This is a genomic window from Colwellia aquaemaris (genome assembly GCF_057548755.1).
This window is the reverse complement of sequence record NZ_BAAJLV010000012.1, coordinates 55,372-73,090: the sequence shown is the minus strand read 5'-3', so window position 1 is coordinate 73,090 and position 17,719 is coordinate 55,372. Positions and strand designations below refer to the sequence as shown.

Sequence of the window (17,719 nt, the reverse complement as noted above, 5' to 3'; positions counted from 1 at the left end):
GCAGTGGTTCTGTAGTTATAGAGGGTAATGATATAGTAGGTCTACGCTCCTCAATTCTCTGTAATATTTCTGTAGCAGCCTTAGCCATGCATTCTTCCTGACCAATAGCATCAGGAGAGATCAAAAATTTATCTTCATAAACTATTACGGATAAAACCCATTTCCCGAGGGTACAATCCTTTAAAACTGTATTATATTCTTTTATAAATTCTTTGGTAAGAAGATCGTTTCTCTCGACCATTTCTCCATCAACCATTACCAATAAGTTAAAAGGTATTGGATTGGGGGCACAAGCTAACACTAAATTAGAATTTATAAAAATTAGCACTGTGAGTAGAAATTTCATGTAAATGCCTAACGCCCAATTAAGGGGCTTTTTATAGTTTGCCAAAATGTGAAGCGCAGCGAAACTAGGCAAACTGTAAAAAGTCCCGCTTGAATTGCTTGTTATATGCAGCGCCAGTAAAAACAAGCGCTACACGAATTTTAAAGGCACCCGTTATAAAACGACCAACCGTGAATTTTTGAGCGTTAAGCACAACTGGCCGAACTAAATTAATAACTTTGTTGCCATTGAAAAAGGAATAACAACAAAGTTTATTAGTGCATACACTAAACACTTTTAGCGAAAAACACTACGTAAAAATCTCTTGCTCTAAGACGTAATTCTTTGAAGCATATAACGCCCTGTTAAGGGGCAAAATTTAGTTGGCTAAAATGTTGAGGAACGAAAACAGCCAACTGTATTTTGTCCCGCTTGAACAGCTTGTTAGTTTACAATTACACCAAGACTAAAGAGAAAACACTTAACCAAAGTAACTGAAAGCCATAAGAAATGCGTTGATGGATACCAGGGTTACTTTGAGACTTAACAGCTTTAGCCATAGCAAACAGATAATAAACAGCAGCGATAACAGAAACAACTGAAAAAACACGAAAATTTAGAGTGATAGTTTCAGTTGTGGGACTAATAGCAATTAATATTGGAGCTACAACTAGCGAAAGCAGCATGATGAAACCTGCCCAAGAATGCATCTTACAATTAAAAGTAGGATTCTTCGTAAATGGATCAGCATCCATTGGGAAGTAACCTGCTACCCATGTACCAATACCGTGAACGATAACTAACAAACCAGCAACATTAACTAAGATTGAAACATTTGACAGCTGCATCAAATACCAACCGAAAAAACAAAATAGAAAGCCGAGTGGATAATTGTTAATTAAGGGGGATAGTTTTTCAGTTGGACTACCACTTGCGCCTAGTTCACTACAGAATTGTTTAGAATGGCTGTAACCAGCATAAAATAGACTTGCTACATAAACACCAATAAAAATCCAAATTGTTGCAATTAATCCTGAGTAGATCGCAATACTTTCAAACACCACCAAAATCCTTTTTGTAAACTAACGCCCTGTTAAGGGGCAAATTGTAGTTGGCTAAAATGTGAAGCGGAGCGGAACCAGCCAACTGTTATTTGTCCCGCTTGAACAGCTTGTTATGTGTTTGTTATATATACCATTGTTTCTTTTGAAAAGGCAACGTACGACTGAAACCCAACATAAGCAAGAAATATGATATTGAACAGAAATGGAGATATCGTAAACTCGAAGCTGCCCAATCCTATTTGTGCGCTACCACCGTCGCCTGGAAGTAACTGCATTAAAAGCATAAAAGCCAACGCTAGAATTTGAATTGATACTATTACTTTAAGTCCGATTAATGCCCAAGCTTTCTTGGTAAGCAAACCATAAGATATAAACAAAAAAGCAATACTCACCAAGTCAGTTGGTTTTGAAGAAAAAACGCTAGCAACAGCACTAAGGCCAAATATAAAATATAAAGCAACAACAATTAATAATGGGAACGGCCTTTCTACTCTATCCATAAGTTAATACATCCTCTAGAAACACATAACGCCCTAATAATGGGCAAATAATAGTTGGTTAAAATAAGCGACGCAGGAGCAAAAACCAACTGTTATTTGTCCTGTTAATTAGCTTGTTAGGTGTATGATACCATTATTGCCAATGGGCTCTGACCCAGCCTAACTTTCCAAGAGAGGTACTAATATAATTAGCTTCTCCGACATAATATTCTACATTTGAAGCAGATAAAGTCTTTCCGTCTTTATATACAACTTTTAGGTTCAGTAAACCGGCTTGTTCCAATACTCTAACTTTTATTGAACACTCTTTAAAAAGCTCTGAACACTGTTCAGGAAATATATATTCAAGTTCCGTTTCCCCCTCTAAAACTATTAACTTCTGAAATTCTATTTGATCAGAAGACTCGAACATAAGGAAAAACACTCTGGGTTGAGTATATTGGTATACAACTATTGAAATTACGACCAGTGTTAAAATAATCCATTTTCTCAATTGTCAGCTCCAAAGCCAGAGATACACCTAACGCCCTGTTAAGGGGCAAATTGTAGTTGGCTAAAATGTGAAGCGAAGCGGAACCAGCCAACTGTAATTTGTCCCGCTTGAACAGCTTGTTAGAGGTATTTAGCTCCTAAAAGCAAACCAACAACAAACACACCTAAAAGCAACAAATAATGTTTAGTTGTTGCATTTGCCCATAGCATTTTAAATGACATACTTGGATGTACTAGCGAATAATGAGTAACTCTACTTTGTTTAGAGTGATTAACAATAATCGCAAGTTCAATAATTAAACCAAATGCAATTAAAACCAAAGTAAACAGAAGAAACTTAACAGGATCATCTGTACTGACTTTACCAAATATAGATTTAATTATTTGGTCTTTAGGGTTAAAAAATACATAAAAAGCTAATAGTAAATTAGAGGTAAGCAGAACTAATAATGATTTAGAAATCTTACTTGGAATATATCTATCAAGACCTTTAATTTGCTCATCACGATGATCTACTTTTGGCACCAAAACTCCCTATACCTCTAACGCCCATATTAAGGGGCTTTTTATAGTTTGCCAAAATGTGTAGCGCAGCGAAACCAGGCAAACTTTAAAAAGTCCCGCTTGAATTGCTTGTTATATGCAGCGCAATTTAAAACAAACACTACACGAATTTAAAGGCACCCGTTATAAAACGACCAACCGTGAACTTTTGAGCGTTAAGCAAAACTGGCCGAACTAAATTAATAACTTTGTTGCCTTTGAAAAAGGTATCAATAACAAAGTTTATTAGTGCATACACTAAACAGTTTTAGCGAAAAACTCTACGTAAAAAATCTCTTGCTCTAATGCGTAATTCTTTGAAGCATATAACGCCCATATTAAGGGGCTTTTTATAGTTTGCCAAAATGTGTAGCGCAGCGAAACTAGGCAAACTTTAAAAAGTCCCGCTTGAATTGCTTGTTATATGCAGCGCCAGTAAGAACAAACGCTACACGAATTTAAAGGCACCCGTTATAAAACGACCAACAGTGAACTTTTGAGCGTTAACACAACTGGCCGAACTAAATTAATAACTTTGTTGCCTTTGAAAAAGGATTAAAAAACAAAGTTTATTAGTGCATACGCCAAACATTTTTAGCGAAAAACACTACATAAAAATCTCCTGCTCTAATACGTAATTCTTTAAAGCATATAACGCCCCAATAAGGGGCTGATAATGCATGGCTAAACTTGTGTAGCGAAGCGAAACCGAGCCATGCTTTAGCAGTCCCACTTGATTGGCTTGTTATGTTGCTAGTTGCCAAACCATTGCCAATTACTTGATGACCTAGTTTTAAGATCCTGAGCGCTTTGATAGACCCTAGCAATATTACTTAATTTAAATGGTAATTTAGAATAACCTTTAATTGCTAAAATTTTATTAGGGTATAGTAAAAATACATTTGATATTGTTTCTCCTGACGATAGCTCAATTGTCACAATTGATGCGTCCTGTTTAAACTCTTCAAATGGGCCATCACGAGAAATGATATCAAGAGATATTTCAAACTTATCCAATGTTTAATTTTTCCATGAGCAACATAACGCCCTGTTAAGGGGCAAATTTTAGTTGGCTAAAATGTGAAGCGAAGCGGAACCAGCCAACTGTAATTTGTCCCGCTTGAACAGCTTGTTATGTGTCTGTATCAACATACTTCTGAGCTTCTTTATGACCATTTGATGCTGCAATAGTTAGCCAGAAATTACCTTTTTCAGCATCTTTATCAAGATACTCGCCTTCAAAATAACAATAGCCGAGAAAATACTGTGCATTGCTATGGCCTTTATTTGCAGCCAGATTTAACCAGTATTCTGCATGACCGAGGTTTACCGGACCGCCAAAACCATCAAGACATACAATGGCATAATCACATTGACAGTCTAAATCTCCTTTTTGAGCATTACTTTTAAGGTGCTCTCGAATATCTTGATCGCTAACCTCTTCTTCAAAGGAGCTTGAAATTAATCCTTTTAATCTGCTCACAACAGAGAACATATTCACCTGACACATAACGCCCCAATAAGGGGCTAAAAATTGTTTGCTAAAATGTGTAGCGAAGCGAAACCGAGCAAACTGTTTTTAGTCCCGCTTGATTGGCTTGTTATATGCCAATTGCACTATAGTTTATGAATCACTTTGCAAGAGGATACTATAAGACTTAACAACACCGAGCCAATTACTATTGGGTGTAATAGAAATAACTCTCCAACCTTCATTTTTTAACTCAAAGATACGATCGTTAAGTTTTGAAACATCTACTTCTGGATACCAAAACCGTTTTTGCTTTTTAAACTCTAGAACTATCTGTTCCAATTTTGCATCCTTACATAAAAATAAACACCATAATCTTCATGGCATATAACGCCCAATTAAGGGGCTTTTTATAGTTTGCCAAAATGTGTAGCGCAGCGAAACCAGGCAAACTTTAAAAAGTCCCGCTTGAATTGCTTGTTATATGCAGCGCAATTTAAAACAAACACTACACGAATTTAAAGGCACCCGTTATAAAACAACCAACGGTGAATTTTTGAGCGTTAAGCACAGCTGGCCGAACTAAATTAATAACTTTGTTACCTTTGAAAAAGGAATAACAACAAAGTTTATTAGTGCATACACTAAACATTTTTAGCGAAAAACACTACGTAAAAAGTATCTTGCTCTAATACGTAATTCTTTAAAGCATATAACGCCCAAATAACAGGCAAAAAATTGTTGGCTAAAATAAGTGAACGTAGTGAACAAAAAGCCAACTGTTTTTTTGTCCTTGTTGATTTTCTTGTTAGGTGTTTTTTACCCAACCAATACTAAGTATATACCTGTTACCTTTTACAATTTTTGAAACTTGATGTTCGCTAACATCAGGACGAAAAAGTTTAATCCGTTTTGTTTCGTAAATCGGATTAGAACAAATAAACTCACCGCCTTTATCTGCGTTTTTTAATACGATATTTAAGCGATAATGTTTACCTGATACAACTTTATCCGTATGCGGAGATATTTCACTTCCTTCAGGGAATTTAAGCAAATAAGTATCAAATTTTATAGGCCACATTGCTCCGCAAAGTAGCATCTTATCGTAACCCGATTTTTGCCTGCCTCGTTCCCAACGGAATAATTTACTCAGAAAAGACATACAGACTCTCGAAACACCTAACGCCACGCTAATGGGCAAATAACAGTTGGTTAAAATAGCGACGCAGGAGCAAAAACCAACTGTTATTTGTCCTGTTGAGCGCCTTGTTATGTTTCATTGCTGATGAGCTTTTTCGCTTTTTCAATATCACTTTTAAACATTACCCTTTGAAAGTTATTAAACTCACCATTTTCATACCTTTGAATTGTTTTAAGAAGTTCAGGTTTATAGAAATCTTCAACTAATTCAGTACAGTCTTCTTTTTGGCAACCAACGAGAAGCGTAACCAATGTGATGTTATGAGTAAACTCTATTAATTCATGAGAATCATTAAAATATTGTGTATAGCCTGATTTCATTAGCTCTAACGATTTTTCATCATAATATGTTTCTTGACCAAGAAAAAATCCTGCTGTAAAACTAACTGAAGAAAAAATAGCTAGAGCTACCAATGTGTATATTTTCATAGGACTCCGAAGAAACATAACGCCTCGTTAAGAGGCAAATAATATGTTGGCTAAAATAAGCGACGCAGGAGCAAAAGCCAACTGTTATTTGTCCTGCTTTAATGACTTGTTAGGTGTACCTTGGTATAAAACACCACAATGTTCGCATTTAATTTGAGGTGGTAACTCTTTCATAAACCATAAAACCCAATGTTTATTCTTTACCTTATGATCACTTTTAGTAGTAACTGCTAGACGTTTATTACAATTGTGACACTTAATAAAAGCAACCAGAGTGAAAGCAATTGACGCAAAACAAAGCCAAATAATAAAAGGAACGTAGAATATCGGATTTACTAAAATTTTATCTACGTCGAGTGCTACTCCAATAATAAAAACAGCAATCATGAACCAAAAATTTATGACTGCAATACTAAGTAATGTCATATAGGTATGGAGCTTTCGAAAACCTGACTCGAACAATGTTGTACACCTAACGCCCTGTTAAGGGGCTGATAATTGTTTGCTAAAATGTGTAGCGAAGCGAAACCGAGCAAACTGTTAGCAGTCCCGCCTTGAACAGCTTGTTATATGCCTATATGCGAATATGCTTTAACACTCTGTTTTTTAGTATTTTTACTAGCTCAGGTTGCATTCTATCGTAGTTATCGGGAATATCTAGGCACACAAGTTTTTTACCTTTAAGTAAGTCTTTAAACTTTTTAGAGGTTTTATTGCGATGTGACTTTTCCATTACGAAGATTATATCTGCCCATTCAACTAGATCACCACTAAGAGGTGTTTCAGCGTCTGAGTTAGTGCCACAACCAATAGAGTTAATTCCATCATATTGAGAGAATACTTCTTCACCTGTTGGGCTTCTTAATCTATTTTCGGAGCAAACAAATAGTAGATTCACACGATTCCTTTCTTGGCATATAACGCCCTGTTAAGGGGCAAATTGTAGTTGGCTAAAATGTGTAGCGGAGCGGAACCAGCCAACTGTTATTTGTCCCGCTTGAACAGCTTGTTATATGCTTTTTACTAAGTGCTAGATTTTTTAGTTAGAAAGCCACCTACAACAACACCTAGGAACAAACCTATTATTGGGGTATATACAACTCCTAGCCCAACAGCCCCAAACAAATCTATTTGATAGATATCTAAAAGTAACCCAATGATCGAGCCGATAATTAAACCGGATGAAATATATATTGTACGTTTATACTCTTTCATCATGCATCCCTGATTAAGTAAGTTAATACTTATTAAAAATGATAATTGGAAAACAATCCATTGAATATTTCTGATGAATACAATTATGCATATAACGCCCCAATAAGGGGCTGATAATGCTTGGCTAAAATGTGTAGCGCAGCGAAACTGAGCCAAGCTTTAGCAGTCCCGCTTGATTGCCTTGTTAGCTTTATTTTTACACCTACCCCTATTTTGTACTAGGCCAAGTATAAACACCGTTATTTATATAATATGACTTTAATTTAGGCATACAACGTTTTTTAAATAATTGAGGTACATCGCCATAGCGTTTTTCATAAATATGAACTACTGAAATACGTCGAGAACGCCAAATAAAAAAACTAGCGTGACCTTGGCGAATTAATTTAGCTTCTCGTGTAGCAAACCTTTTTATTAGTGATTGAAGTTGCCTTTTATTTAATTGCTGCCAAATGAGCGCCTTCAATAAAGGGCTACCTTTAAGCAATTTATACTTCCATTTAATAGCCAAAGTCTCCAATAAAGCTAACGCCTTACTAAGAGGCAAATAACAGTTGGTTAAAATAAGCGACGAAGGAGCAAAAACCAACTGTTATTTGTCCTTTTGAGTAACTTGTTATGTGTTTGATATACTGTACTTATTTTCTTCCTGCTATTATTGAATTAAGAAATTCATCGTCACCCTCATTTATATCGACTGCCTGCTCATTAAGCGTAACAATCCTATCCTTTTCCATCCAGTCAGGAATTGTATCTACCACAGATAATTCTGGATATTTATCGATGATTTCCTGTGCAGATTTGGCAAAAAAACACCTCCAAACGCCACCAGTACCGTAGTCATAGCATGTTAAAAATATATTTTTCATAACAAAGCCTAGAGAAACACATAACGCCCAATTAAGGGGCTTTTTATCGTTTGCCAAAATGTGTAGCGCAGCGAAACCAGGCAAACTGTAAAAAGTCCCGCTTGAATTGCTTGTTATATGCAGCGCCAGTAAAACAAACACTGCTAGAACTTAAAGGCACCCGTTATAAAACGACCAACCGTGAACTTTTGAGCGTTAAGCACAACTGGCCGAACTAAATTAATAACTTTGTTGCCTTTGAAAAAGGTATAAATAACAAAGTTTATTAGTGCATACACTAAACAGTTTTAGCGAAAAACACTACGTAAAAATCTTTTGCTCTAATACGCAATTCTTTAAAGCATATAACGCCCATATTAAGGGGCTTTTTATAGTTTGCCAAAATGTGTAGCGCAGCGAAACTAGGCAAACTTTAAAAAGTCCCGCTTGAATTGCTTGTTATATGCAGCGCAATTTAAAACAAACACCACACGAATTTAAAGGCACCTGTTATAAAACAACCAACCGTGAATTTTTGAGCGTTAGCACAACTGGCTGAGCTAAATTAATAACTTTGTTACCTTAGAAAAAGGATTAAAAAGCAAAGTTTATTAGTGCATACACTAAACAGTTTTAGCGAAAAACACTACGTAAAAAGTATCTTGCTCTAATACGCAATTCTTTAAAGCATATAACGCCCAATTAAGGGGCTTTTTATAGTTTGCCAAAATGTGTAGCGCAGCGAAACTAGGCAAACTGTAAAAAGTCCCGCTTGAATTGCTTGTTAGGTAGCGCTTTCTGGTTGCTTACCGTGATAAAAATATAACAACCGCTCTTGTTCGTGATAGCCCGTCCCCCATAAAGGAGAGTTTAAAGAAGCAACCGAGCCATCTTTAGCAATTTTAATACGAGCTCTTGCATAGGCACAATAATCAGATATTTCATCATTAATTGCACTCTTTAAAGCAATTAAAAAGCTCTCTGCATTAAATTTGTTTACATCTAATGAATAGTGCTTTCCACACCCACTCGGTACGAGGAAAAACTCTTCATCGTCATCCCAATGAAATGCTTCAAAAGTACAGAAATCAATATTTCCTGAGCCATCATCTGTATAGCTAGCGAAAGCAACATCAAACTCTTTAGATATTGGAAGTGATTCGAATACTGACTCTAAATCTTCGATAATATGCTTGACGATCATTCGTGCTACCTAACGCCTCATTAAGAGGCAACAAAATAGTTGGCTAAAATTAGCGACGAAGGAGCAAAAGCCAACTGTTTTTTGTCCTTTTGAATGACTTGTTATAAGCCAACTACTCAATTATTAATTTATAAAGTGCGTACGTTGGCAGAAGCACTATCCATAACCCGAATAAAGCTTTAAATATTAAAGCTTGCCACCATGGAACTTCTGTTGCTTCGGTTTCATCCCAGTTATCATCGGTTAGCACCACTGAATTAAAATCAGCTTTAAGCAACTCTGCTACATTTGAGCTTTTATCATTTAACGCTTGATCAATAGAAGACTTTAAAGCAATTAAACCAGCTTCATTTCCAACAACACAATCAACATAAGTTTCACTATTGATTTTTACCCAAGGCTTTTCATTCATGCCGAAATCTCATTGGCTTATAACGCCCTAATAAGGGGCTTTTAATTGTTGGCTAAAATAACGAACGAAGTGAGATAAAGCCAACTGTTAAAAGTCCCACTTGATTAGCTTGTTATGTTGCGATTACGCACATAGTTAAATTGTTGCCAATAAAAGACAGGCAATAATTATAACTATATAAATAAATTGTCGTCCTAAGCTAGCGTTTTCTTCTTGTTGCTTAGAATGAGGTATGTGCAAATCCCTGATTATTTGAGCGTTGGTTTTACCGGCACAATGAGGGCAAATACACTCCAATGTTTTATATTCTAAACCACATTTTTTGCATTTGGATGTAAGCTCCCGCTCAAAGTCATCGATCATATCTATACAGCAACATAACGCCCTGTTAAGGGGCAAATTGTAGTTGGCTAAAATAAGCGAGGAACGAGCAAAAGCCAACTGTTATTTGTCCCGCTTGAACAGCTTGTTATGTGCCTGAGACTAGTTTAAACACAAAGCCACCTACAATACCAACTAACAAATGCCACACTAGTATTAAATTGTTATCTCGTTGAACATATAAAAAGCTAAAGTAAATACCCAACACCAACACAATCACACCAATACCTGTAAAAATTGACCATATTAATGCTCCAACCCCCAAATACGGGATAACAATTAAATAATGAAAATTACTACTTACCTCAGGTAACTCCGCACCTGAAAAAAACGAAACAAAAAAGCAAACTGATAGTAAGTACCAGGCTAAGATAATTGATAAAGCATTGTGGGCATATTTCATAAGGCACATAACGCCCACTTAAGCGGACAAAAACAGTTGGTTAAAATGTGTAGCGAAGCGGAACCTAACCAACTGTTTTTGTTCCGTTTAAAGTGCTTGTTAGGCATTTTTATCACTGACTTAGTAACCCAAGTCCAGCTATCGCTTTAAGACGTGCTGATTCATAAGTATCTGCACGCATGAACATGGTGATTGACAGACTATCAATATTGTTCTGTTTCATCCAAAGCCTAATTTTCAATTCATTTCCTTTGTTTATAGTAGTTCCATCCGGCTTCCAGTAAGCGCGAATAACATCCCCTGCGAGTTTCTTTTGATAATTAGACAGAATTTGTTCTGCTGCTTTTGAGTCCTTTCCTTTTATATCTAGTTTCAACTGAGTTACAACATCGAGCTGTTGTTTTACAATTGTAAATTTAGTCCCTGCGATTTCAGCTTCTGCAATTCTACTTATCAGGCTATCAATCGTCGGTGAAAATTTGAAAACAACAATCAGGAGCACGATTGGAAATAATGCTTTTGATAAAAGCTCGGCCGTTATTTTATAAAATTCTAGTTTTGGGCTTACATCCATATCAACACTCCAATCTGTATATGCCTAACGCCCATATTAAGGGGCTTTTTATAGTTTGCCAAAATGTGTAGCGCAGCGAAACTAGGCAAACTTTAAAAAGTCCCGCTTGAATTGCTTGTTATATGCAGCGCAATTTAAAACAAGCACTACACGAATTTAAAGGCACCCGTGATAAAACAACCAGCCGTGAACTTTTGAGCGTTAACCACAACGGCTGAACTAAATTAATAACTTTGTTGCCTTTGAAAAAGGTTTAAAAAACAAAGTTTATTAGTGCATACACTAAACACTTTTAGCGAAAAACACTACGTAAAAATCTCTTGCTCTAAGACGTAATTCTTTGAAGCATATAACGCCCTGTTAAGGGGCAAATTGTAGTTGGCTAAAATGTGAAGCGGAGCGGAACCGGCCAACTGTTATTTGTCCCGCTTGAACAGCTTGTTATAAGTAATTTACTCTGACTTTGCTTTACTTGTTACTACGGTAATCAAGCCTGCCAACAAAAGCCAAAATAATACTACAACTGTATATCCTGTTACCGATTGAGGTAAGGCACCAAACTCTTCAATTTTGAAGTGTGTCTCACCCATTGCTTTTGCAACACCTGTCCACAAAACAGGGATATTTGCCCAGAACATTAAAGGCAAAAATAACAATCCAATTTTTGTTATAGCCAATATTGGAGGTAAATTAAATATTAAAGATATAACTAAAAAACGTTTAATTGAGAAAGCTTTAAAACTCATCCATGACTCCCATGCTTTGATTACTTATAACGTCAAGCTAACGGGCGTTTATAGTTTGGCTAAAATTGTGAGCGCAGCGAAACGAGCCAAACTTTAAACGTCCCATTGAGCGCCTTGTTATGCGCTGGTTGTGATTACCACAAACAGCGCCATTTATATAAGATTTCGTGGCAGCCCGACCATAAATAACAAGAACGCCTACGCAGCGCGACACACCAAACCATGAATTTTGAGCCACTTAAATAAAGTAACTTTTGCTACCAAACCTAACTTGGCGAAAAACTGTTTAGCCAAAAGCTGAAACAGAAAACTTAGCACACACGTTACCAAGATAAAGAATCGGCAACAAGCACCCTCTCCTTTGTAAAGTGCCAACCGAAAACAATAAATTTAACCGAATTCGCGGCTGACGCATAACGCCCATATTAAGGGGCTTTTTAATAGTTTGCCAAAATGTGTAGCGCAGCGAAACTAGGCAAACTGTAAAAAGTCCCGCTTGAATTGCTTGTTATATGCAGCGCCAGTAAAAACAAACACTACACGAATTTAAAGGCACCCGTTATAAAACGACCAACCGTGAACTTTTGAGCGTTAACACAACAGGCCGAACTAAATTAATAACTTTGTTACCTTTGAAAAAGGTATAAATTACAAAGTTTATTAGTGCATACACTAAACAGTTTTAGCGAAAAACACTACGTAAAAAATCTCTTGCTCTAACACGTCATTCTTTAAAGCATATAACGCTTTGCTAAGCGGCAATAAAATAGCTGGCTAAAATTAGCGAGGAACGAGCAAAAGCCAGCTGTTTTTTGTCCGTTTAAGCAACTTGTTAAAGGGCTACCTTAGGTGATCCAAATATGGGCTACAAAGAGTAATAAATGTAGATTTCCAATCATTTGGTAAATCATCAAACTCGTCACCCCAATTTTCTTCAATATGAAGATGAGCTTTGTAGGGTTTCTCATTACTTGGAGCTGCATACCCTAATAAATCTTCTATGCATTCTTCAATCATCACTCTTCGTGCTTCGCCCGTTTGAGCTAGGATAGGAGCATTCATTGCTGCAGCTCTTTCTGTGCCAGCGTCACGGTCATGCATAAAAATGTAATCTACATCTAAGGCATTTAAATACTTAGCAATGGATATTAATACTGCCTTACCTCTAGCGCGTAAAAACTCACAATTTCCAACCACTTTAGCCTTGTCCTCAGCAGATAACCTTTTTATTGTTTCTCTAACAACAACTTCTTCAGTGTCACCTTCAACAAAAATGCACTTTTTAGTAAAGAACATTCGCGATATATAATCATCTACTTTCAAAAGCATTTTTAAGTTTTGCTTCTCATCATCTTGAAGGGTTAGAAAAGCCTCTTCTAAATTAAATGAATTTGAGGTAGAAAAATTAGTATCAGTTAAACTGAATTTTGTTAGGCTAACGCTCTTTTCAGAGCCAAGGTTTACCATATAAGGTGAATGCGTCGTTGCTACAATTTGACACCTAGGACCAGCAAGATCATATAAGGAATCCCTCATTTGATTTGCAGCAGCTGGGTGTAAAAAGATCTCAGGCTCTTCAAAACAAAATATTGTAGCTCGTGGATTTTCAGTTGCCCGATTTATAAAATCTTGAACAAACCTCAAGAGCTGAAAAGCTGTTGCTCTGATCATTCCGTGACCTTGATAGTTAACCGCAGTTTTTACATTGCTTTTCAATTCAACATTAAATTGTGGTTTTATAGATTTATCTGGAACATCTAGTGTTGCGTTTACATGTACAGAAGAATCTGGAAAAAGGTTATCAACCATACCATTAAGATCTGTAATCAATTGACCAAAATCAGTAGTGGCATCATTCGGGTTTAATTCAGAAGCAAGATTATTAAGAAAATGTTGAGCCTGTGTATAATTTTCAGAGCCAGTTCTTACTTGCTCAAAAAGATCACCTAATAAGGAAAATAATGCGCCACCTGAACTAGTTAATTCAGAGATACAGGATTCGGCTGGAATCACAACAATTCTTGGTAATTTAGATAAAACATTTCCAGGAATCCCACCAGGGTTCTCTACCCAAGTAGCCTCTTCATCGATTTGTATATCCCAGCATTCAGCCAAATCAGAAAATTTTGATTTAGTTGCTGCAACAGCAAGTGTTTTTTCAAAGTTACTTTCACCAAAATGTTCTTTTAAAAAGTCCTCAGAATAATCTTCACCAATTAGATCTGAGACTTTTCTACATTCTGCGTATCGAGGACTTCTTGTTCTAGGGTGTTCCTTCATGAATATTTTGGGTTTACTTTGGGTTAAAGACCAAACCTTCTTATATATAATTGAGTTCCCTGTTTCTCCTTCAAGCTGTTCTGCTGATGTAATAATACGACCTTTAAAACCAAGCCAGTTGTTAGCTTCAGCTGGTACATTCTGGTATTCAGCTATAACTTCTACTTCACTTTCATAGGAGTAACTTTCTTCTTCTTCATTGTATTCTTTAGAATAGTCTTCTCTATCAAGGTTTGAGTTTTTATGTAGGTGACTTAACGCTGCGAAAACACTGGATTTACCTGCATTATTTGGACCTATGAGGAATGTTGTATCTCTGAATTTAATACAACAATTTTTTAGTTTTCTGAAGTTATTTACGTGTAGCTCATGTAATCTCATTTGAACATCCTTATTCGAAGTCGGCTAAAGCCCTTTAACGCCCATATTAAGGGGCTTTTTATAGTTTGCCAAAATGTGTAGCGCAGCGAAACCAGGCAAACTTTAAAAAGTCCCGCTTGAATTGCTTGTTATATGCAGCGCAATTTAAAACAAACACTACACGAATTTAAAGGCACCCGTTATAAAACGACCAACCGTGAACTTTTGAGCGTTAAGCAAAACTGGCCGAACTAAATTAATAACTTTGTTGCCTTTGAAAAAGGTATCAATAACAAAGTTTATTAGTGCATACACTAAACAGTTTTAGCGAAAAACTCTACGTAAAAAATCTCTTGCTCTAATGCGTAATTCTTTGAAGCATATAACGCCCTGTTAAGGGGCAAATTGTAGTTGGCTAAAATGTGAAGCGGAGCGGAACCAGCCAACTGTTATTTGTCCCGCTTGAACAGCTTGTTATGCGTCTTTTTGCCATGGTAATTGAAGATATAGCAACGTCGTACACGCAAAAATTAATATTGTAAAAAATTTAGCCAACCTTATATTTATTTCAGTTGAACCAAGAGCTACTGCAATAAAATAAAGTACTAACACAGAAAATGAAATAGCAAATGCGAAAACAAGTGAGCAAAGGTATTTATTTAAGTTTGATAGTTTTAATTTTGTATAAGCGAAAACACCAATTAAAAGTGTTGGTATAAAAGTTAACAACACTAAAGGTGCGGTTGGATCTTCAATTTCACCTTCTTGGAGTTCATCGATTGTTATTTTTATGATTAATCCAAGTAGCACAATTCCAACGAATTTAAACGTGACTTTTAAGTTTGACCAAAATTTAGATTTGAATTCAGAGGTCAATTAGAAACTCCATTTTCTCGAGACGCATAACGCCTTACTAAGAGGCAAAAAATTGTTGGCTAAAATAGCGACGAAGGAGCAAAAAGCCAACTGTTTTTTGTCCTTTTGAGTAACTTGTTATGTGTTTACTTGAACACCAAGCCATTACTGTTTTGCACCGTTGCCTGTGGCAATAAACGAACTATTTGAAGCCACACACTATCGGTAAAACCGAAAATAATAGCTTTGCTACCTTTGAAAAAGGTAAAGCTGCAAAGCTTATTAGTGAGAAAGCCTAACCTGAACTGGCGAGAATTACACACTACATTAAAAAACGTATTTTGAGCTAAAAAGTAGAAACCAACACAAAACTTAATAGCCATTTATTTAAAAACACATAACGCCCTGTTAAGGGGCTGATAATGTTTGGCTAAAATGTGGAGCGAAGCGAAACCGAGCCAAACTTTAGCAGTCCCGCTTGAACAGCTTGTTATACATACAATTTACACTACTGTCGAGTTTGTAATTTACTTAATAATATAAAGCTTAAACCAATGAGTGGAATGTTAGTTGTTACCGGATTAAAAGCCCCCACCAAAAGCTGAGGTTGTAAAATAGCAACAAAGGTTAGTAACCCTATTAGGCCTGCAATATTTAACACTACAACAGTACGATTTTTATAAAACACGATAAATATTAAACCAAAAACCAGCTCGCCGATGCCTGCTGCCTTAGTAATTAAATAAGATATTTCGTTAGAAAAACCTAGACTAGCAGTCATTGCCTTTTCCAATGGATCAATATGTAATAATTTAGGAAAAATACCGTGGTAAAGCCAACTAAATCCAATAATGTATCGTGCAATTTGATCAGATGGCACCTAACACTTCCTTGTATGTATAACGCCTCACTAAGAGGCAAATAATAGTTGGTTAAAATAAGCGACGAAGGAGCAAAAACCAACTGTTATTTGTCCTTTTGAGTGACTTGTTAGTTGCCAATAAACTCTGTTACCTGCCAGAGTTCACCTGAAGGTCCCCATAGAAAAATCACTTTCCCCCAACGCTCTTCTTGAATTGGATTATATTTATACTCAAACCCCTCTAAGCCAGATATTTTGTCATACGCTTCGTTAATATCTACAACTGATAATTGAAGCACTAGGTTATTTGCTAACTCTTGATTATAGAATCGCTGCAAAAAGAAAAAGCAATCACCGTTCTCGAATAATGTGAGATCGTCTGATACATAATCCATGTTGAAACCAAGTGCTTGGTAAAATGATTTACTGACTTCGTAATCCTTACTTGGAATGAACACTCTGATATCATCAACTTGCACGTTACTCTCCTTGGCAACTAACGCCCCAATAAGGGGCTGATAATGCTTGGCTAAAATGTGTAGCGAAGCGAAACTGAGCCAAGCTTTAGCAGTCCCGCTTGATTGGCTTGTTATATGCCAATACCTAACCAATTGTAAAGTATAAATAAACAAACACTATACCCTGGTATGCAGAAGAATAATGGTATACCCCAATAGTATGCTTTAGTGTTAGGTAGCTTGTCATCAAAAACAAATGCGATTGCAAAAGCGAATGTGCCTAAAATTGTTGTAGTTAAAACTCCAAGTACCCCAAACACCAAAAATAGTGCAGCGAGAAATGAACCACCATTTCCTATACCTGATTCCATTTTTGGGATATAACCCAAATAGAACGCAGAGAAAATAGTTACGCTTAGTAAGGTAAGAAACATCAATATTTGATATGAAAGCTTCATGTCGATTTTGGCATATAACGCCCCGCTAAGGGGAAATTTATAAGTTGGCTAAAATGTTGAACGGAGTGAAAATAGCCAACTGTAAATTTTCCCTCTTGAGCGACTTGTTAGGCATACTTTAACCGTTTCTCAAGCTGCTTTATTAAACTTTGCCTACCAACATTAAGCGGTAGAGATTTTAGTTTTACTAACTCTTGTTCAAGCTCGTGACGTTTTTGAACCTTAACTTTAAAATTGACTCGTTCAAGTTCTCTAGCTTGAGATGCAAGACTTTCCTGAAGTTTCGCCCACTCTTTGGGCTTACTCTTCGGGGGAACAGGAATTTTATAACCAATGTTTTTAAGTTGGCCGCCACACTCGGAACAGATAGCATCACCTGTAAACCTCGATGATTTCCTATTTGTGATTCTGCAATTAAAGCAGACCCAATTGCGATTACTCATCCTGTATGCCTAACGCCCATATTAAGGGGCTTTTTATAGTTTGCCAAAATGTGTAGCGCAGCGGAACCAGGCAAACTTTAAAAAGTCCCGCTTGAATTGCTTGTTATATGCAGCGCAATTTAAAACAAACACTACACGAATTTAAAGGCACCCGTTATAAAACGACCAACCGTGAACTTTTGAGCGTTAAGCACAA

24 protein-coding genes are annotated in these 17,719 nt (G+C 36.4%); all 24 read right to left on the bottom strand.

Annotated features, from left to right (window positions below):
- A partial coding sequence (locus tag AC27HL_RS19225) for a hypothetical protein (RefSeq protein WP_487082668.1) occupies positions 1-346 on the bottom strand: 346 nt, incomplete at its 3' end.
- Positions 347-780: 434 nt separating this feature from the next.
- On the bottom strand, positions 781-1,386 hold the full coding sequence (locus AC27HL_RS19220; RefSeq protein ID WP_487082667.1) for a DUF998 domain-containing protein: 606 nt from the start codon (positions 1,384-1,386) through the stop codon (positions 781-783).
- A 113-nt stretch (positions 1,387-1,499) separates the two neighbouring features.
- Complete coding sequence (locus tag AC27HL_RS19215) at positions 1,500-1,889, bottom strand: hypothetical protein (protein WP_487082666.1); 390 nt, start codon at positions 1,887-1,889, stop codon at positions 1,500-1,502.
- Between the two features lie 133 nt (positions 1,890-2,022).
- On the bottom strand, positions 2,023-2,382 hold the full coding sequence (locus tag AC27HL_RS19210) for a hypothetical protein (protein ID WP_487082665.1): 360 nt from the start codon (positions 2,380-2,382) through the stop codon (positions 2,023-2,025).
- Positions 2,383-2,501: 119 nt separating this feature from the next.
- Complete coding sequence (locus AC27HL_RS19205) at positions 2,502-2,906, bottom strand: hypothetical protein (protein ID WP_487082664.1); 405 nt, start codon at positions 2,904-2,906, stop codon at positions 2,502-2,504.
- Positions 2,907-3,677: 771 nt separating this feature from the next.
- A complete protein-coding gene (locus AC27HL_RS19200) occupies positions 3,678-3,941 on the bottom strand; it encodes a hypothetical protein (RefSeq protein WP_487082663.1) in 264 nt (87 codons plus the stop codon).
- A 115-nt stretch (positions 3,942-4,056) separates the two neighbouring features.
- Complete coding sequence (locus tag AC27HL_RS19195) at positions 4,057-4,407, bottom strand: tetratricopeptide repeat protein (RefSeq protein WP_487082662.1); 351 nt, start codon at positions 4,405-4,407, stop codon at positions 4,057-4,059.
- 141 nt (positions 4,408-4,548) lie between these two features.
- Entirely contained in the window at positions 4,549-4,737 is a 189-nt protein-coding gene (locus tag AC27HL_RS19190; protein ID WP_487082661.1) for a hypothetical protein, read from the bottom strand.
- Positions 4,738-5,203: 466 nt separating this feature from the next.
- Positions 5,204-5,557, bottom strand: coding sequence for a 2OG-Fe(II) oxygenase (locus AC27HL_RS19185; RefSeq protein WP_487082660.1), 354 nt, complete (start codon positions 5,555-5,557; stop codon positions 5,204-5,206).
- Positions 5,558-5,664: 107 nt separating this feature from the next.
- The gene (locus tag AC27HL_RS19180) at positions 5,665-6,024 is read right to left on the bottom strand and encodes a hypothetical protein (RefSeq protein WP_487082659.1); all 360 of its coding nucleotides are present in this window, start codon (positions 6,022-6,024) and stop codon (positions 5,665-5,667) included.
- 574 nt (positions 6,025-6,598) lie between these two features.
- Positions 6,599-6,922 carry a low molecular weight protein tyrosine phosphatase family protein gene (locus tag AC27HL_RS19175; protein WP_182716406.1) on the bottom strand — a complete coding sequence of 108 codons (324 nt, stop codon included), beginning with the start codon at positions 6,920-6,922 and terminating at the stop codon, positions 6,599-6,601.
- 125 nt (positions 6,923-7,047) lie between these two features.
- Positions 7,048-7,395, bottom strand: coding sequence for a hypothetical protein (locus AC27HL_RS19170; RefSeq protein WP_487082658.1), 348 nt, complete (start codon positions 7,393-7,395; stop codon positions 7,048-7,050).
- Positions 7,396-7,877: 482 nt separating this feature from the next.
- Positions 7,878-8,249, bottom strand: coding sequence for a hypothetical protein (locus AC27HL_RS19165; protein WP_487079834.1), 372 nt, complete (start codon positions 8,247-8,249; stop codon positions 7,878-7,880).
- A gap of 622 nt (positions 8,250-8,871) precedes the next feature.
- A complete protein-coding gene (locus AC27HL_RS19160) occupies positions 8,872-9,291 on the bottom strand; it encodes a hypothetical protein (protein WP_487082537.1) in 420 nt (139 codons plus the stop codon).
- A 112-nt stretch (positions 9,292-9,403) separates the two neighbouring features.
- Positions 9,404-9,703: a hypothetical protein gene (locus AC27HL_RS19155; RefSeq protein ID WP_487082657.1), complete on the bottom strand. Its 300-nt coding sequence runs from the start codon at positions 9,701-9,703 to the stop codon at positions 9,404-9,406.
- Between the two features lie 469 nt (positions 9,704-10,172).
- Positions 10,173-10,487 (bottom strand): hypothetical protein, encoded by a 315-nt coding sequence (locus AC27HL_RS19150; protein ID WP_487082656.1) that lies wholly within the window; start codon positions 10,485-10,487, stop codon positions 10,173-10,175.
- Between the two features lie 112 nt (positions 10,488-10,599).
- Positions 10,600-11,061, bottom strand: coding sequence for a hypothetical protein (locus AC27HL_RS19145; protein WP_487082655.1), 462 nt, complete (start codon positions 11,059-11,061; stop codon positions 10,600-10,602).
- 452 nt (positions 11,062-11,513) lie between these two features.
- Positions 11,514-11,807, bottom strand: a complete 294-nt coding sequence (locus AC27HL_RS19140; RefSeq protein ID WP_487082654.1) for a hypothetical protein — start codon at positions 11,805-11,807, stop codon at positions 11,514-11,516.
- 840 nt (positions 11,808-12,647) lie between these two features.
- Positions 12,648-14,468 carry an AAA family ATPase gene (locus AC27HL_RS19135; RefSeq protein ID WP_487082653.1) on the bottom strand — a complete coding sequence of 607 codons (1,821 nt, stop codon included), beginning with the start codon at positions 14,466-14,468 and terminating at the stop codon, positions 12,648-12,650.
- Between the two features lie 453 nt (positions 14,469-14,921).
- A complete protein-coding gene (locus AC27HL_RS19130) occupies positions 14,922-15,323 on the bottom strand; it encodes a hypothetical protein (RefSeq protein ID WP_487082652.1) in 402 nt (133 codons plus the stop codon).
- A 487-nt stretch (positions 15,324-15,810) separates the two neighbouring features.
- The gene (locus AC27HL_RS19125; protein WP_487082651.1) at positions 15,811-16,182 is read right to left on the bottom strand and encodes a DoxX-like family protein; all 372 of its coding nucleotides are present in this window, start codon (positions 16,180-16,182) and stop codon (positions 15,811-15,813) included.
- Between the two features lie 110 nt (positions 16,183-16,292).
- Positions 16,293-16,643 (bottom strand): VOC family protein, encoded by a 351-nt coding sequence (locus AC27HL_RS19120; RefSeq protein WP_487082671.1) that lies wholly within the window; start codon positions 16,641-16,643, stop codon positions 16,293-16,295.
- Positions 16,644-16,753: 110 nt separating this feature from the next.
- Positions 16,754-17,080 carry a hypothetical protein gene (locus AC27HL_RS19115; protein WP_487082650.1) on the bottom strand — a complete coding sequence of 109 codons (327 nt, stop codon included), beginning with the start codon at positions 17,078-17,080 and terminating at the stop codon, positions 16,754-16,756.
- A 107-nt stretch (positions 17,081-17,187) separates the two neighbouring features.
- Positions 17,188-17,523: a hypothetical protein gene (locus AC27HL_RS19110; protein ID WP_487082526.1), complete on the bottom strand. Its 336-nt coding sequence runs from the start codon at positions 17,521-17,523 to the stop codon at positions 17,188-17,190.
- Between the last annotated feature and the right edge of the window lie 196 nt (positions 17,524-17,719).

Excerpts from the sequence above, each read along its gene's own strand:
- AC27HL_RS19215 (WP_487082666.1), bottom strand. The coding sequence starts at position 1,889 with ATGGATAGAGTAGAAAGGCCGTTCCCATTATTAATTGTTGTTGCTTTA.
- AC27HL_RS19185 (WP_487082660.1), bottom strand. The coding sequence starts at position 5,557 with ATGTCTTTTCTGAGTAAATTATTCCGTTGGGAACGAGGCAGGCAAAAA.
- AC27HL_RS19180 (WP_487082659.1), bottom strand. The coding sequence starts at position 6,024 with ATGAAAATATACACATTGGTAGCTCTAGCTATTTTTTCTTCAGTTAGT.
- AC27HL_RS19160 (WP_487082537.1), bottom strand. The coding sequence starts at position 9,291 with ATGATCGTCAAGCATATTATCGAAGATTTAGAGTCAGTATTCGAATCA.
- AC27HL_RS19155 (WP_487082657.1), bottom strand. The coding sequence starts at position 9,703 with ATGAATGAAAAGCCTTGGGTAAAAATCAATAGTGAAACTTATGTTGAT.
- AC27HL_RS19150 (WP_487082656.1), bottom strand. The coding sequence starts at position 10,487 with ATGAAATATGCCCACAATGCTTTATCAATTATCTTAGCCTGGTACTTA.
- AC27HL_RS19145 (WP_487082655.1), bottom strand. The coding sequence starts at position 11,061 with ATGGATGTAAGCCCAAAACTAGAATTTTATAAAATAACGGCCGAGCTT.
- AC27HL_RS19140 (WP_487082654.1), bottom strand. The coding sequence starts at position 11,807 with ATGAGTTTTAAAGCTTTCTCAATTAAACGTTTTTTAGTTATATCTTTA.
- AC27HL_RS19135 (WP_487082653.1), bottom strand. The coding sequence starts at position 14,468 with ATGAGATTACATGAGCTACACGTAAATAACTTCAGAAAACTAAAAAAT.
- AC27HL_RS19115 (WP_487082650.1), bottom strand. The coding sequence starts at position 17,080 with ATGAAGCTTTCATATCAAATATTGATGTTTCTTACCTTACTAAGCGTA.
- AC27HL_RS19110 (WP_487082526.1), bottom strand. The coding sequence starts at position 17,523 with ATGAGTAATCGCAATTGGGTCTGCTTTAATTGCAGAATCACAAATAGG.